This window comes from Parachlamydia sp., assembly GCF_050255895.1.
Classification (GTDB): Bacteria; Chlamydiota; Chlamydiia; order Chlamydiales; family Parachlamydiaceae; genus Parachlamydia; species Parachlamydia acanthamoebae.
Map to the genome: position 1 here is coordinate 1 of NZ_JBFWIR010000024.1, position 16,759 is coordinate 16,759.

Here is a 16,759-nt window from a genome sequence, read left to right on the forward strand (position 1 = left end):
TCATAATTTGAGCTCCCAACCACCCACCTAAGAACATCAATGTCAGTGTCACAGCGCATAACTTGACTGTAAAGGAAAGGGTCTGCTCTTGAATCTGCGTCGCAGCCTGGAAAATCGCGACCAAAATTCCAAAAAACATACTCACCAAGATTGGAGGAGCTGATAAAATTAAAATCAGCAACAAGCCTTGATAAGCTAATTGAATGACCTGCGTTGCATGCATTTTAAAGTACTCCTTCGTTTTTAGCGGAAAGTATTGACCAATCCATCAATGAGCAAAGTCCAACCATCTAACATGACAAGAAGAAAAAGTTTGAGTGGCATTGAAATGGTCACGGGAGAAAGCATCATCATCCCCATGGCGAGCAAAATGTTAGAGGTCACAAGGTCAATCACAAAGAATGGAATGTAGATCAATACCCCGATTTCAAATGCATCTTTCAGCTGGCTAGTAATATAGGCTGGGACCACAATCATAAAATCATCCGGCTTCAAGGTTGCTCGATAATTTTCCGGCAGAATTCGATAAGCCATCCGATAGAACAAAGCTTGGTGCTTAACACTTGAATTCCGCTTTAAAAACATTCTTAAAGGCTCCTTAGAAGCATCTGCTACATCCACAATGTACTTAGAAGATTCGACTGAAACTAACGAATCTGGAGCTCGCGTTGATTCAATCACACTTTGTGCTGCATCGTACATCTTTAATACAGTGGGATACATAATAAACAAGCTAAGCATAAAGGCCACACCATTGATAATCTGGTTTGGTGGCGCTTGTTGAACTCCCAGAGCACTTCGTAAAAGGGAAAGCACAATCACAATTTTAAGGAAGGAGGTCAAAATCATGATAATAAAAGGCAATAACGACAGAATAGTCAAAACAATCGCCTGAGTGATAAGCGATGGACGCTTGATGTCATCCATTCCACCCTGATTATTCAAAAGCTGTTCTGTCACGCTTTGCTTTTTAGGTAAATTCCTTGTTGAAGGATTCGAAGTAGAAGATGCTCGAGGCACTGCTGGTGTTGCGGAAGGAGCTGGAATAGTGGGTTGTCTAGGAATAGCTCCTGAAGTTGGTGCAGGAGTTGTTTGCGCCAATAGAAGGTCTTGCGAAGCAAAACCCGATGATCCACCCACAAGCAGCAGGAAAGCAAGAAACGGGAGAAAGATTTTATAAAAAGAACATTCCATAAAAACCATTGATTTGCCTTCTTTTTATCTTGTGTAACGCTTAAGAGCTTTTTGTGGCTTCTTCATTTTCTACTTTTTTTAAGGAAGGCTTTGCCATCGATTCAAAGACTTCTTCTAACAACTTCCATCGACTCTCAATCTGGGCATTAATAATTCCTCTCTCGGTCTCAATAATACAACCCCCAGGCGCAATATCATCACGCACTCCTAGCGACAGGGTTTCCAGATTCTCAAACACATCTTTGATTTTCTGTCGATTTTCATTCAAGACTTCTAAATCTTCCTTATTCACATAAATCGCAACTTTTTTATGTTGAGCTACCGCTTTGAGTGTGGAAGTCACAATATCTAAGATAGCCGTTTTTGAAACCTCTAATTCCTTGCCGACGATTTTTTTGGCGGCTTTCAAAGCGACAGGCAAAACAATTTTCTCAAATTCTCCGCGTACTTCTTTGATTTCTTTTTCTAAGTCCGCAACATATTCAACCCATTGCTTAAAACCTGCTTCAAAGCCTTCTTTTTGAGCGGCTTCTTTCAGTTTTTCACATTCAGCAACAACTTCTTTTCGATACCGTTCAGCATCTTCTTTCACCCTAGCAAGAATATCTTGCCCTTCTAATAGTTTCGAAAATACATCGGCAGAAACGACCTTAGAGCTAGGCGCTAGATGAATCGCGTCTTCTTTTCCATAAATTAAAGATAATAATTTTTTATTGCTCACGATTATCCTTTTTATTTCTAAAATTCACCAAACCTAAAAGTTGTTGAATTAAGATAGCTGTCACTTTGGAGGTGTCTTGCTTCTCGGAACAATGCTGTAGAACAGCAGCTCTAGCAACATCAAATTTGCGCAAAAAGTGCCATTTAAAATCAGCGGATTCCCCTACTAAAGCATGCCCCAATCGACTCAGCCCCCGCCTATGTAACTTTTGCCGTAATTGTTGGCTATCTCCATTCCAATCAGCGAGATTTAGAGGAGAAATGGCTAGTTTTTCTTGTTTATTCAAACAAAAACGCAAAAATTGAAGCTCGATGGGCTTTAGACTTCCGTAAATATTCTTTAAACGGTTTTTATCAACAATTTGACGTACTTTGTCAGCCAAATCGTATATACTCAGAAGATCTATTATTTCTAACAAATCCTCTCTTGAGGTTTGCAAGAGAAAGGATAGAGAGGTTTGCGGCAAAAACTCTATAGGCATCACATCCGGCTGCTCAATCTGCTTCCAAAGATAATGCAAAGCAAATTCTTTTGCTGGAGCCGATAATTCCACTTCAAGCGGGGAGATATGACACACTTTTTTTAATTTAGAAACAATCGCCACAGGCAACGCACTCATTATCCACGCGGCTTCTTCAATAGGAATCTTTTTTAAAATGGGGACCAGCCAAGAATAATGCACTTGGCCAATTTTATTTTCATAAGCCCACAAAACGGCCTCTGGAGCTGATGCTTCCGTTTGTGTACTCAGAATAGCCTGAACATTTTCTGAAGGCAAGCAATCGATAAATTCCTTCATTTTTTTCTCATGATAACGGTTCAACAAAACCTTGAGCATCATCAGACTTTTAGTATTCATCATTTTTCCAATCCTGGCAGAAGAGCTTTAGGTTACACCTTTATCCTGATCATTATCCCCTTCACTCGCTTTCTCTTCTTCCTTTGGAGTCTCTTTCTCTTCCTCTTTAGGAGGTTCTGCAGAGATAGGATGTAAATTGAAAAGCTGCTTAATGCCTCCGTGACTTTTTAAAAGTGGATAGAGCTTCCACCCGGTCCAGATCATTAAGAGCGTCAAAAGCAAGAGAAGCAAACTGAATGCAAAGAAGATGACACGAAAACGAGAAGCAGATTCTTTAGCCACAATGATTGACCAAATGCTGACAAATTGCTTTTCATCTCCACCCGATTTTAATCCAATGGGCATTTCACTAAAACGTGCTCGATCTCCAATGACAGTCACATTATCATAGTCTAGCCCTGTCACGCTAGCTGCAACCAGTCGTTTGATTTTCGTGACTAAGTGAGAATTCGGGTCATCTAATACGCCTGAGTGCTTGACGTAAACAGAAGCAACAATTTTGCCTTTCTTTTCACCAGTTGGATTCAAGGGATCTTCTTCAGGGAAAGAGATCTGTACTTCTGCATCTAAAACTCCGTCAATTTTCCGAATCGTACTCGCAATTTGCTCGGCAAGACCCGCTTGATAGCGTATCCTTTCTTGCAACTCTGAGGGAACAAGCCCAACATTTGAAAAGATGCCTAGCAGGCTTTGTGGTTTTCTACGAGGTAACCCACTCTGATTGAGGATCGACATGGCTTGCGTCGCCTTATCAGCGGAAACACTAATATCCCACAACACAATTTTTGATCCACCGCCTCCGGCTCCCTCAGTGCTTTGTACCTTCATCGCATCGATGCCTTTGCTAGAAAGAAACACTACAATTTCGTTTGCTTCTTTTTCGTCCAAACCGTTCACAATCGTTTTCCGCGATTCACAACTCGTTAGTAGAAAAGCCATGCAAAGCAAAAAAACAGTACCTACTAGCTTGCTCAAGATCTTAGTTCCCGACATGATTGATTTTCCGTCTATAAAATTTTGACAATTTTAAACCTTTATTGAATTGGCCTCATCCTACCACAGTAATGTTTTTCCTAACAGGGCTTATTTCGTGTAGGAAATCGTCAATATATTTTATTTTTTGCAAATGAAAATATATAATTTTTAAAAAACATAAATTATTAAAAAACTAAAAATGCTATAATAAAATTATTAAAGCGCAAATTATTATAAAATAAATAATTATATTTAAATTAAAGGATAGTAATCATGACTTCTCCTTTAACTGGACCAATAGCTAGAACAATTGGCCAAAGCGCAACTAACTCTCCCCCCACCGAAACCCCAAGCGTCAAACACGAAGGACGGATTTGGAAGCGAATCTTTGGAGGTATAGGGAATTTTTTTAAAAAATTTGTACCAAATTTTGGGAAAAAAGAATCCACAGTGTCAAATAAACAGTTGAGTCAAAGAAATATTTCTCAATTATCTTCTCCCGCTGCAAAAAAAACAAACCAAATTGAGACAAAAAAGACTAAACCTAAAGAAGATGAATCTAAAAAAACCGAGATATCAAAGAAAGATAATTCGATTAAACCAGATACTTTAAAATCTGATAAACCCACCCTTGCAAGCAACTCAACAAATGAAGTCAAAGACACCGCTTTAAAAACCGAAGTTCCTCCAGAAAGCACAAGCCGTGCAACTGCTGCAAAAATAGAACTAGCCTCAAAAAAAGTGATGAATACACCTGTGTCATCTTCAAGTTCAGAAAATGAAGTGCATGTGGATTCAGCTGGAGAAGAGCATAAACAACTTATTCCATTTTCTAAACCATTAAAAGAGTTGAAAGAGACTGAGCAAAGACATTTCAAGGGTATTTCAATTCAATCAGAAATTCTGTCTGCCATGGTAAAAGACAAAAAGTTTATGAAAGGTTTAAATAAAGCCGACAAAAAAATGTTAACTGAATGGCAAAAAACATACCAAGAAAAGTATATCCCTCTAGCAAAAAAGCTTTCTGAAAAAATAGAAGAGATTATCGATCCAGCTTTGAAACCTCCTTTAACACTAGAAAAATCTGAAACGGCGGTAAAAGAATTTGCCGATTTGGTAAATGACAATGGAAGCATCTTTAATCAAAACGTTAAGCTGCAGACTTCTCTTGTTTATAACGCATTCCCCATGCAAGACTTTATTGGAAGAAACAAGGCTAAGATTGAGGATTTTCTAGATCACTCGATGCCAAATAAACAATTTAAAGACACTTATGATTTCGAACCTACAGCCAATCCACTTCAAAGAATTCCTCGCTACGGCATATTAGTTGATGCCATCAAAGGATCTCTAAAACTTCCTAATCAGGATAAACTCAGAAAAGCTGTTGACTCGATCAACATTAAGCCCAAGATTCAAGATGTGAACGAAGCCCGAAAAGAACTAGATTTTCCTGCGGAATTTAATAAGTATTTAGCAATTAAAAAGGCAATAAGACCTGACAAAGTTAAATTAAAACAAGTTCGTGAATACTTTATTAGTTTTGTAATCAAACTTGATTCAACAAAAATTACGTTTCCTATTTCGATAGGTGGTAAAGACAGAACGAATGATATCAAAGAAATGATTAAAGCGGATTTTTCTGAAAAATTAGGTCAATTACAGTCCTTACTTAATAGTGATGAATCGGTTCAGAAAAAATCTGGAAGTACTATTAGTACACTAGATAAAAAATTAAATTTTTATCTTGAAAATTATAGCGAATTAATTTCAGATAAAGAAAAGAAAGCAAAAGCTTCACTAGATAAAAAAGAACAAAAATAAATGATAAAATTTGCGGGGTAAAGCTATGCGTATTAATCTTAACTCATTTGCACGTATTTTTAATCACCCTCCGCAAACACCAGCAGTGCAAAAAACTAAGCACAAGGGTAGAACCTGGAAAACAACGAATGAAACGATCGAAAGTGCCCTAAATTTTTTTCACAGCTCTCGTGGAGAAAAGAAAGCAAAGCGAAATCCAATTGCGAGTGAAAGGGTCACAATACGCATGGCACAACCTAATGTTTCTGAACTAAAAAAACCCAAAAAGTAATCTAGCAGGCTTCACAATCCTGATCGGTAACGGAATTTTCTAAATCACTATCGTTGCCAAAAGAAAAGTTTTGAATCAAATCTTTCACTTGATCAGGTGAAGAAGCTCGGCTAATCAAGCCACGAAATTCTCGAGTTCCACCAGAACTTTTGATATACCAGCATCCTACACGCCGCATTTCAATCACAACTTGGCGAGGATTGTAATAACGTTCAGTACACAAAAAATGCTCATAAAGAGCTTGGCGGCAATCCTCAGGTGTGTGCACACGAATTGTCCCGCCTTGCAGATAATTCAAAATATCTTGAGCAATCCACGGCTGTCCCATAGTTCCGCGCGCGACTAATACAGCATCGCAGCCTGTATACTCAAACATACGCTTCGCTGACGTAGGATCCATCACATCTCCATTGCCAATCACTTTGATATGTTTGGCAACTTGTTTACTGGCTTTAATGTGATCCCAGTTGGCGGGTCCGCGATAAGCTTGTTGGCGTGTCCGGCCATGGATCGTAATAGCTTTAGCTCCAGCCTTTTCAGCTATTTGTGTAATCTCCTCGGCACATAGATTTTCATCATCCCAACCCGCTCGAATTTTAACCGTTACTGGAATTTTAACAGCAGCGACCATTTCTGATAAAATTTCTCCAATTAACAAAGGATTTTTTAAAAGTCCTGAACCGCTACCGTCTTTTGTGACCTTATCAACCGGACACCCACAGTTTAAATCCACCACGTCAAAACCTAAATCCTCAATGATTTTGGCAGCCTTAGCTGCTAGCTGAGGTTTGCTTCCACATAGCTGCCCGCCAATCGGATGCATATCCTTATCAAAATCTAACATCCGGAATGTATTGGGATCATGCCGCACTAATGCGTCCATTTTAACCATTTCACAATACATTAAGCCAGGCGAATACCGCGCAGACATCTGCCGAAATGGAAAATCGGAACACCCTGCTAGAGGTGCATAAAACACGGGATTAGGCAATGTGAGGTTCCCGAGTTGAAAAGAAGAAAAAGTATTCATTAAAATTACAAATTTATGAGCAAGATTTTTAAGAAATATTCGATAAAGCTCAGTGCCAAAAAGGCAAATATGGGGCTTATATCAATCATTCCCAGGGGAGGAATAACTCCTCGAAAAAAATTCAGGTAGGGGTCAGTGTAAAAAGCAATAAACTGCATGATTCGGTATTGATGCAATTCCGGTAGCCACGAGCTTAAAATGCGCGCAAATAGCATGAGAAAATAAACTTGAAAAATCAGACTGATGATGTTAACTAAAATCATGGCCTATCCCTTGGAAACTTAAGGAAATCATAAATGATTTCCTTTTTTCTGTCTCGGAATACTTAATTAACTAAAATTCAAACATGATAATAATCTCTATACCAATCCAAAAATTTAGCTAGCCCTTCTCGCATTCCCACCTTTGGAACAAAATTCAAATGACGTGTACTTTCTCGAATATCGGCAAAAGTTTCGGGCACATCCCCCGGCTGCAGCTCTTTAAATATCTTCGTTGCTGTTCTTCCTAGGTATTCTTCCAAAGTGCGAATAAACTCCAATAATTCAACGGGTTCGTGATGGCCTAAATTAAAGAGGTCACACTGGGCTTCTCGGTCGATCGCGGCCAAAATTCCACTAACAATATCATCGACATAAGTAAAATCCCGCTGCATCTTCCCGTAGTTATAAATTTCGATAGGTTCTCCCGACAAAATGGCTTTCGTAAAAAGTGAATAGGCCATATCAGGTCTTCCCCAGGGACCATACACAGTAAAAAAACGCAATCCTGTTACTGGAATCCGATACAAATGGTGATAGGTCTGCGCAAATAATTCATTCGCTTTTTTCGTCGCGCCATATAGACTGGCTTGCTGGTCTGTACGATCTTCGATTGAAAACGGAATTTTACGGTTCAATCCATATACAGAAGAGGAAGAAGCATAAACCAAACTTATTCCTGGGTGATCTTTACAGATTTCCAAAACAGAGACAAACCCTTCTAGATTCGATTTGACATAAGACTGAGGATTTGTGAGAGAATAACGCACACCTGCCTGAGCAGCTAAATTAACAAAATGTGTCGCTTGATTTGCCCTGACACACTGTTTAAGCTTAGAAGTATCGCAAATATCCCCTTCAACAACTTCAATCCCTGCTTTTTTCAACAATTCGCAACGGTCTCTTTTTAATTGAGGAGAATAATAGTCATTGAAATTGTCATATCCAATGACATGGTCGCCCCTTTGAGCAAGCGCAAGCGTAGTGTGAAATCCAATAAATCCTGCGGCACCTGTGACGATAATATTTTTATTTGTTTTTGATATCATGTGGATGTTGACTCATTTTCTAAATTTTCTCTACTTTCATTGATTGCAGCAAAAGAATTGGACGAATCGCCCACTTTATCATCCGAACTGTCCTTCACCTTTAAATTCCAAGCTTTCCTGCCTTTTTTTGATTCGGAGTGAATGCCATACACCAGTGGGTGCAGAAGAATGGCGCGATCAAATACTTTAATAATGCGATAAGGATCCTCGGCAGAATAGATGTTTTCTTTATGAAAAATCGGAGGCTTTATTTCGATTAAGGCTTCTAAACTATTTCTAATTACGCAAAATGTACTTTCCACCAACATCGTAGCTACGGGACTCTTATTATCCACTGCACTTAATGCAGGATTCCAGCGATCTACACGTGGACAAACACCAAGGCTTTTGGTCACTTTGACTTTATAACAAATTGGGCTTTCAATTTGAACCGCTAAATCAATGCCTGGCAATACTTTTAAACCGAAGGGAAGTTTATTAAATCCTGTAAAAGTAGATTGTAAAAGTGTTTCTACAATGCTCCAGACTCCATTTGCACCCAAAACTAATATGGGATAACAAGGCACGGTCGCTGCAATAAACCACGTCGCAATGATTTTGCATAAATCATCTGCCGCGTACTTTTTCTTTTTTTTAAATGCACTAAAATCATCTTGAATTTTTTTTAGATTGATCGCAGGAAAATCAAAAATTTTCCGCAATTTCTTCAAATCGATTTCCTTTCGTTTATGAAAATCGCCTTCAACACCTTTCTTTTTATAAAAAAAATACGGAAGAATCTCTTTCCAGCTCGTATTTAATATTTTTTCAAAAGCTTCCGTCTCAAAATCCGTCCTTTCTTCTTGACGTTCTTCTTCAAAGTGGGCGTATATTTTTTTTAAAAAAAGAGATAAATTAAAATCGTCTTCCGAGTTAAAAAGCAAATGTTCGTTGATTCTAATGGAATTAAAAATACAGCCAGAACTTTCTTGAGGTTTATAGCTCCTGAAGATATCTTCAGGGAAAACCGTAAAAAAAGCCTTTTGTAATTTTTTTGGAATAGTTACATGGTAACACTTAGAAGAAAACATTTCATGGCTATATTTATGATATTCTTCAGCCATTTTCTCGATTTGTTTGGTAATTTTTTTTGGATTGACTGTTTTTTTCAGAAAATCAATGAGTTTTTTCCCATTTTCTGCCGTTCCCCCTATTGCCTTTAAAAACCAATCACAGATTTCTGAATCTGTGATTTCATTAAAGATTTCAAGAAACCTTTCAACGTTCGTATTATTTGTTATACCAGATGACCTTACAATATATTCGGAAGCCTCATTGATATTTTTGAAAATTTTCATGATTTCTTCATAAAAAATACTTTGACGATTTTTCCTTTCGGAATAGTTCTGCAATTCCTTTGCGAGATAAGAAATTCTTGGAATAATCGATTCAAAAAAAGCTTCATTGACAATCAATTTTTGCTGCAATTCCTCTATGAGTTCATTTGAAAAAATCCCTCGATTCTTAACAATTGCCCCGCGACATTCTTTGCGATACCCATCTTTTAATTTGAATACACCCAAATAAGGATGTTCGCTGTTACAATTTGTAATTTCTTGTTCAAGCTTATTTTTAAATTCCCTGTCCAGATTTTTGCTTCCAGGAGAGGTGTAATAGGACATTCCACGTGGCAGCGTTTTATGTGAACGAATAGCGTTAGAATAATTGACCAGATGTTCTAAAATTTCATTTTTCTTGTAATCTAAAATCTTGGGATTAAATTCATAATGCAAAACTTTTAGAATAGCTTTGAAAGAATTCACGGTTTTTTTTGAGGGCCGAATGTCCAAAGTAAATGTCACTTTTGCTTTATCTTCCAATGTGCAACAGATTTGAAATTGAAGTTCAAAATTTTTGCAATTATTAAATTGAACTTTACACATTTTCGTTTTAATATCTGCACTTTTAGCATTCGAATTAAAAATAAAATGGATCGCTAGAGCCATTCTATAATGCCCAAGATATAAAAGCCTGTATAAGTAATCAAAATCGGTTAAATTAAATCTTAAAAAATCCTCTACATATCCAGCAAAAGCAGTTTCCTCTAAAGGGCGATTATCGCTAGCATTTAGGATTTTATTTAAAAAATTTTCCAACTTAGATTCGTCTCTTTCATTTTCCAAATGACAAATCACTTGCTGCCCATTAACAAAATGGGGTATGTCCCAGACTTTTTTTGCAGTAAGTCCACGCACAATATCACTTCGAGAAATACAAAAAACATTCGAGTCTGAAAAAATATCCTGGGAAACATCCATCTTCTTTTCGCGAAGATTTTCGACACCTAAATAAAAAAGCTCACGATCTAACAAATATTTTTTGACCATATCCTGATTACTGCGATTGACCCACATCTTTAAAACTTCTAAATTGGCAGCGGCATCGTTTCCTAATGCAAGTAAGACAAGCTTTTTATCTTCTATAGAAAGACTGTTTTCAAAGTAATCAACAAAAGACTTAAAATTAGATTTAATTAAAACATCGAGTTGTTTTCGAAAATTTTTCATCCATTTTGTGTTCGCTTTAGTCCTTTCTACAAAATCATATAAACATTTTTCGATGACAATTAAATTATTAATGATATGACGCAAAATAGAACGACTGCGATGAATTTTTTTATAAAGATTAAGAGATCGAGGCGATGCCATCCGCTCTAATTGTTTAGCAGGGATATTCCCCCATTTCTTTTTTCTAAGAATTTCCTCAGCATGGACTTTTAAATAATCCAATATTTTGACATTTAATGTAGCAGCATCGTAGAGAACAAGATCTTCCTCCAAGATTGCATTTTTTGCTTCTTGATTCGTTTTTTGAGCATTTTTTGGGGTTAGGCACTCCCGCATTCTAATTTCAGATCGATCCCAGTTGGGTCGTTTTAAGACCTCAAATGGCTCCGAAAAATCAGGCACTGTTTCTGCACTATAGAGTTCTTCAAAATCTTTTTCCTTTCCTGTTCCCATGTCAACAGAATGAAATAATTCATCATCTACTTCTGATAAGCTTTCTTCAGATGTAGAGGATTCATCTGAGCTCAACTCGTCATGCGAGCCTAATACAATCCGATTTTTTTTCACTTTATCAGCATTGGGCTCTCTTAAAGAAGAGGGCCCTACTTCTGCCTCGCTGCCTTCTGCAGAATCATGCTTAAAACTCAATGAATGTTCGTCATCTGTTTCTCGGTCTTCGACAATGGGAGTCATCCAATCTTCAGCAGGTCGCACAACTTCAACTTCTCCACCCCTGGAAGAGGTTTGAGTATTGATTTCCCAGAACCCAAAAGTGCCTTTCTTTTCTTCAGATGACTCGAACATATAATTTTCTAAAGTTCCCCCTAAACCCTTAGAAGAAATTTGAGATCTTTTTTCGGCTATAAATTCTTCCTCTTCTTTTTTTGTGTAGAATGCTTTATAACCATGTGACTTCTTCCCCTGTCGAGAAGAAATTTGAGAGCCTTTTTTGACTACCACGTCTTTCTCGTCTTCTTCGCTGCTAAACGTTTCATAAGCATGCGAATGCCCTGCAATTTGTGATCCTCCTTTACTTATAGGAGAAATTCGTCCACTCATTGCTTTATCTGAATGGCCAATCTGCGATCCAGAGCCAGGGGAAAGCTTGTGTTTCAATTGAGCAATTCTAGATGCAAATGTTGAGCTTATGCTCAGGCGAGGCGTATTTTTAACTGGTTCAGCTTTTGGGCTTCCAATTTTACTTCTAGGAGATTCCAATGGTGTCGAAGTTGCGGGTGGAGGTGTTGAGGGAGTTGCTGTGGTCGATCCGAAATTCATCGTCATCTCCTTTGTCAATAGTGTTAACAATTATTTTTTTGTTTAACAAAAAAGATGATACATTCATAAATTTTTTTTACTTTTCAGCTAGCAAAATACGACGTTTTATTGAAAAATATTAGTACTGAATAGCTTAGACTAGTTTAAGAGATCGAAATATCCAAAATTTCAAAAATTGACTTTCCCTTACACAGAATTTCCTGGTATTCATGCAAAGCATTAGAATCTGCTACAATGCCTGCTCCAAGTGCTGTTTCGATGCCTAGATCAGTCAAAACGATAGAGCGAATGGCAATGTTAAAATCGAAATCTCCATTGTGAGAAAAATACCCCAAAGACCCTGTATAAATACCCCTAGCTCTTTTTTCAAAATCATAAATATGCTGCATCGCACGAATTTTTGGACAACCCGTAATAGACCCTCCAGGAAAACATGTCCGCACAATATCCAAATCGTGCATGGATGAAAAAGGAATAGATTCAATTGTAGAACTTAAATGAAAAACATTTTGGTAGGCATAGCAATTCCAATCAGGATTTACCTTGATACTACCTGGAAGGCTGACTTTTCCTAAGTCATGACGCATAAGATCTGTAATCATTAACAATTCAGCATTTTCTTTTTCTGAAGATAGTAGTTTTTCTCGATTGTGAAAATCTTCAATTGCTGTTGTTCCTCGTGGAGCTGTGCCTTTAATTGGCTCTGTTGAAAGCGTCTGAGATTGTTTTTTTAAAAATTTTTCAGGCGAAGAGGAAACAATCGAACAAAAAGGGAGGTCCCAATAGCCTGAGTAAGGTGCAGGATTTTGCTTGGCTAACTGATAAAAAAGCTCAAAGCCATCTCGTTTTCCTTGGAAAGCAAAAGACTGTGATAAATTGATTTGATAGATCTCCCCGTTTTCAATCAATTCTTGGGCTTTTTGAACGTGATCCATATAAGCTTCTGATCTCTTCGGCTGATTTTTATATTTCAGCGGAGCCACTTTACGTTTCGGAACGAAGGAATAGGCTTGATCCTTTATCGACAACCAATTTGAAATATTATTTAACTCTAAAACTTTAGATTGTTGAGATGAATTCAGAAAAGAAAAAGAGTTTTCATCAATCCATAGATCACATTTTTCCAACTGATGATCGAAGATAAGTGTACAAGCAAACTGTTGAAAAAACGCCAAGGGAATAACAGGTTGCACATAATCTAATTGAATATCGGGATCGCTATAGGCCCCCATTTCATATCCCAAATAACCCACCCATCGAGGAATAGGCTCATCGGAACTTGGTTCTTCTAAGAATTGTTTAAGAGCATCCCATGGGTTATCCAGTTGCAATTCAAGAGGGGATAAAATATCGCCCTGCCAGTATTTTCGTTGGAGGGCAGCTTCTATCGAAATAGACGCAAATGGAAATACACATAAAAAAGACTTTTGCGAAAGAGGGAACTTTCCACCGGAATAAAGAAAGCACGTTCCTTTTTCCTGAGAAAAAAAACGTGCAATCTGCAATAGATCATCGGAATGACGAATGATGGAGCTTAGATCAAGCTCACTGAAAAAATTACTCATCCACCAATTGATCTGGAACTTTCATATTATGATAAACAGCATCCACATCTTCTAATGCTTCCAACCAATCGATCAATGCTAAATTAGCCTTAGCTGTTTCTTCATCACATTCAACGTAAGACTTTGGAATCATTTCTAAAGTCGCTTCATCTGCTTGAAAACCTAGATGATTCACAGCATCTTTCACGTGAAACAAATCGACCGGATCAGTCGTGATCATGAAGAATTCATCCGCTACTTCAAAATCTTCAGCCCCTGCTTCAATCGCCGCGTTAAATAATTCTTCTTCAACTCCATGCTTTTTCGAAATTTGGATGACACCCTTGCGATCAAAATTGAAAGCAACCGCTCCAGGAGTGGCAATGCTCCCTCCCCGTTTATTGGTCGCAATGCGCATATCTGAGGAAATCCGATTTTTGTTGTCGGTCATCACATCGATAATGATCCCAACGCCGCCATGACCATAGAGCTCATAAGTCATCTCAATATAATCCGCTTGATCAGCACTTGAGGCCTTTTTGATGTTTCGATCGATAATATCATTAGGAACGTTAGCTTCGCGAGCCTTTTGTAAAACAATACGCAAACGAGGATTAGCTTTTGCATCAGGACCACCCAGTTTGACAGCACTGATAATTTCCTTTGCAATTCTTGAAAAAACTTTTCCTTTCTTAGCATCCGCGCGTCCTTTGCGATGCTTAATATTCGCCCATTTACTATGACCTGCCATAAAAATTCCTTTGTTTTATGCGAACATCTCTCCGAGATATTGATCAATCCATTTTTTAGCTTTGTAGTAATCTCGAAAAAGAACTTCTCGCTCTCTAAATTCTTTACTGTGAATACGATTAATTCCTTTTTCATCTACATAAGACGGGCATGCTTCGTGCAGCATCTCATGATAAACGACAAAAGATACAAGATATTCCGGAACATGTGGGACATCCAAAATCCGATTGATTTTGATTAAACGCAAAAGATGATGATAGAGCCCAAATGTCACGCGTGAGTAATTTCTTTGCGAGTGTCTTCCATACCAAGTAATCGCGGCTTTGACTTCTCCACCAAAGTACTCTGCATTTAATTCATCATAAATCGCTTGCAAATTATAAATATTACCTTGCGCAGACAATTTTGACGAATCGATTTGATTGGAGTAATCTAATTTTTTAAGATTGTCTTCAATGAAAATCTTAATCGTTGGAGCAATCCTTTTATGCTCTTGCTTGATATAGCAAGCTAAGGCATCCATCACATTTTGAGGAGCTCCCAAAAAAAAGGAATGCAAGGAAACAACACAATCAGGCTCGCCCCATTTGACACTTAGCATGGTCGAACGATTATTATTAAAACGCAGGATCAGCTTTTTCCCCGAAGTGGTTTCAAGCTTTTCCCGAAAAAGCATAATTGACATATAGACTCATCTATTCGTATTAAATCAAGTTAAGAAACGCTCCATAAATACCCGCCCAACATAGCGATCGTCTTCTTTAATCCATTGATTCTGCCTGCCGAACTCTTTAAATCCAAAACGCTCGTAAAGACGGATAGCCGGATTTTCAGCATATACTTGCAAATGGAGCAGTTCGATGCGAAATGTCTCTTTGGCTAAATACATTAAATTATTGAGAAGTTCTGTTCCAACTCCATGATTTCTGTAATCAGCGCCCACAATAATTCCAAATTCACATTGATGTGCAAGCTTGCGATAAGGCTGTAAATAAAGGGTAGCGAGTCCACAAGGAACTCCATCTTTAACAGCCGTTAAGCTACATTTATAGCGATAAAAGCCAATCCAACGATTCACAGCATCGTTGATTTCAGCTTCATCACACATCGGAAACCAGCGAGAAACACTTTTATCCATCAGCCACTCTTTTAGATAAATTGCATCACCAGGCTCTGTATATCGAATTTCAATATCTGATTGATTCTGGGCCGTCATCCCCCAAACTCCATTAAATAAGCATTAACAAAATCATCAAGCTCTCCATCCATGACAGCTTGAATATTTCCACACTCTACTTTTGTACGCGTATCTTTCACTAAAGTATAGGGTTGAAAAACATAATTACGAATCTGGCTGCCCCAGGCAATTTCTTTTTTCTCGCCACCCATAGCCTTCAGTGCATTTTCACGGGCTGTGACTTCCATTTCATATAATTTAGAACGAAGCATTTTGTAACAAGTTTCTTTGTTTTGAAGCTGGCTACGTTGTGCTTGACAGGAGACCACGATCCCTGTAGGCAAGTGCGTCAATCTGACAGCAGAATCTGTTCGATTAACGTGTTGCCCACCGGCCCCCGAGGCTCTAAATGTGTCAACGCGCAAATCTTCCGGCCTGATTTCGATTTGAATGTCATCCGTAATTTCTGGCGTAATATCGACCGAAGCAAAGCTGGTATGTCTCTTGGCATTGCTGTCAAAAGGGGAAATGCGGACTAATCGATGAACCCCTTTTTCTGCCTTGGCATAGCCATACGCAAAAGGCCCCGTAAATTTATAAGTAATGCTCTTTATCCCGGCCACATCTCCGTCGACCGTATCGATCACTTCCACTTTCCAATTTTTTTTAGCCGCCCATCTTTGATACATCCGGGATAGCATCAGCACCCAGTCACAAGCTTCAGTTCCTCCTGCGCCCGCATTGATACTCAAAAAAGCATTTTTACTATCAAGCTCACCTGCAAGCATTTTTCTGATTTCAAGCTCTTTCAAGCTTGCTTCGATAGAATCTAATTCTTCCACCAACTCTTGAATGAGGCTTTCCTCACCTAAATCAAAGGCTTCTTGCAATAATTCACTGACATTAGAATAGCGTTCTTTAAGATCGTGGTAGGGAATTGTCCAAGCTTTCAAGGCATTACATTCTGCGATCACTTTTTGAGCCGCATCGTTGTCATCCCAAAATGTGGGGGCTTCCATTTCTGTTTCTAATGCTTTAACTTTTGCTTCCTTTGAAGCCAAGTCAAAGATACCTCCACATATGAAGGATTCGATCTTCCAGATTTTTTAATCGTAGTTGAACATCGTTATTCATGAAGCTCTCCTGAAACAGCTTTTTTAGATAAAAGGGCCAGAACGAGCCTCCATTTTAACAAAAATAGGGAATAAATGAAACGGATTATGTTTAGAGATTTCAAGTTTGACTTTTGAAAAAATATTTGGCAAAACTAGCCGGTAAAAT

General features: G+C 38.1%; 16 protein-coding genes. 2 read left to right on the forward strand and 14 right to left on the reverse strand.

The window, feature by feature from the left end:
* The 5 genes from sctS to sctJ all read right to left on the reverse strand — a co-directional run.
* On the reverse strand, positions 1–223 hold a 223-nt coding region (gene sctS / locus AB7E63_RS05650), incomplete at its 3' end, for a type III secretion system export apparatus subunit SctS (protein WP_428418929.1).
* Between the two features lie 20 nt (positions 224–243).
* Entirely contained in the window at positions 244–1,194 is a 951-nt protein-coding gene (sctR, locus tag AB7E63_RS05655; protein ID WP_226987523.1) for a type III secretion system export apparatus subunit SctR, read from the reverse strand.
* A gap of 40 nt (positions 1,195–1,234) precedes the next feature.
* Entirely contained in the window at positions 1,235–1,915 is a 681-nt protein-coding gene (locus tag AB7E63_RS05660) for an HrpE/YscL family type III secretion apparatus protein (RefSeq protein WP_006341499.1), read from the reverse strand.
* Positions 1,905–2,777, reverse strand: coding sequence for a hypothetical protein (locus AB7E63_RS05665; RefSeq protein ID WP_013924157.1), 873 nt, complete (start codon positions 2,775–2,777; stop codon positions 1,905–1,907). The genes AB7E63_RS05660 and AB7E63_RS05665 overlap by 11 nt, the downstream gene beginning before the upstream one ends.
* Before the next feature lie 24 nt (positions 2,778–2,801).
* The gene (gene sctJ, locus AB7E63_RS05670; RefSeq protein WP_428418932.1) at positions 2,802–3,767 is read right to left on the reverse strand and encodes a type III secretion system inner membrane ring lipoprotein SctJ; all 966 of its coding nucleotides are present in this window, start codon (positions 3,765–3,767) and stop codon (positions 2,802–2,804) included.
* Between the two features lie 255 nt (positions 3,768–4,022).
* Between sctJ and AB7E63_RS05675 the strand changes: the two genes are divergently transcribed.
* Both AB7E63_RS05675 and AB7E63_RS05680 read left to right on the forward strand, forming a co-directional pair.
* A complete protein-coding gene (locus AB7E63_RS05675; RefSeq protein ID WP_006341502.1) occupies positions 4,023–5,573 on the forward strand; it encodes a hypothetical protein in 1,551 nt (516 codons plus the stop codon).
* Positions 5,574–5,598: 25 nt separating this feature from the next.
* The gene (locus AB7E63_RS05680; protein WP_006341503.1) at positions 5,599–5,844 is read left to right on the forward strand and encodes a hypothetical protein; all 246 of its coding nucleotides are present in this window, start codon (positions 5,599–5,601) and stop codon (positions 5,842–5,844) included.
* A gap of 1 nt (position 5,845) precedes the next feature.
* On the opposite strand, the gene dusB is transcribed toward AB7E63_RS05680, so the two are convergent.
* The 9 genes from dusB to prfB form a co-directional block, all read right to left on the reverse strand.
* Positions 5,846–6,874 carry a tRNA dihydrouridine synthase DusB gene (gene dusB / locus AB7E63_RS05685; protein WP_006341504.1) on the reverse strand — a complete coding sequence of 343 codons (1,029 nt, stop codon included), beginning with the start codon at positions 6,872–6,874 and terminating at the stop codon, positions 5,846–5,848.
* A 5-nt stretch (positions 6,875–6,879) separates the two neighbouring features.
* The gene (locus AB7E63_RS05690; RefSeq protein ID WP_006341505.1) at positions 6,880–7,137 is read right to left on the reverse strand and encodes a YggT family protein; all 258 of its coding nucleotides are present in this window, start codon (positions 7,135–7,137) and stop codon (positions 6,880–6,882) included.
* 77 nt (positions 7,138–7,214) lie between these two features.
* On the reverse strand, positions 7,215–8,183 hold the full coding sequence (locus AB7E63_RS05695) for an NAD-dependent epimerase/dehydratase family protein (RefSeq protein WP_006341506.1): 969 nt from the start codon (positions 8,181–8,183) through the stop codon (positions 7,215–7,217).
* Positions 8,180–12,007: a hypothetical protein gene (locus tag AB7E63_RS05700; protein ID WP_428418935.1), complete on the reverse strand. Its 3,828-nt coding sequence runs from the start codon at positions 12,005–12,007 to the stop codon at positions 8,180–8,182. Before AB7E63_RS05700 ends, AB7E63_RS05695 begins: the two co-directional genes overlap by 4 nt.
* Before the next feature lie 143 nt (positions 12,008–12,150).
* A complete protein-coding gene (locus tag AB7E63_RS05705; protein ID WP_006341508.1) occupies positions 12,151–13,572 on the reverse strand; it encodes an anthranilate synthase component I family protein in 1,422 nt (473 codons plus the stop codon).
* Positions 13,565–14,302 (reverse strand): YebC/PmpR family DNA-binding transcriptional regulator, encoded by a 738-nt coding sequence (locus AB7E63_RS05710; RefSeq protein ID WP_006341509.1) that lies wholly within the window; start codon positions 14,300–14,302, stop codon positions 13,565–13,567. The genes AB7E63_RS05705 and AB7E63_RS05710 overlap by 8 nt, the downstream gene beginning before the upstream one ends.
* A gap of 15 nt (positions 14,303–14,317) precedes the next feature.
* Positions 14,318–14,986, reverse strand: coding sequence for a hypothetical protein (locus tag AB7E63_RS05715; RefSeq protein ID WP_013924152.1), 669 nt, complete (start codon positions 14,984–14,986; stop codon positions 14,318–14,320).
* Positions 14,987–15,010: 24 nt separating this feature from the next.
* Positions 15,011–15,517, reverse strand: a complete 507-nt coding sequence (locus AB7E63_RS05720; protein ID WP_006341511.1) for a GNAT family N-acetyltransferase — start codon at positions 15,515–15,517, stop codon at positions 15,011–15,013.
* Positions 15,514–16,581: a peptide chain release factor 2 gene (prfB, locus tag AB7E63_RS05725; RefSeq protein ID WP_100067517.1), complete on the reverse strand. Its 1,068-nt coding sequence runs from the start codon at positions 16,579–16,581 to the stop codon at positions 15,514–15,516. Before prfB ends, AB7E63_RS05720 begins: the two co-directional genes overlap by 4 nt.
* Between the last annotated feature and the right edge of the window lie 178 nt (positions 16,582–16,759).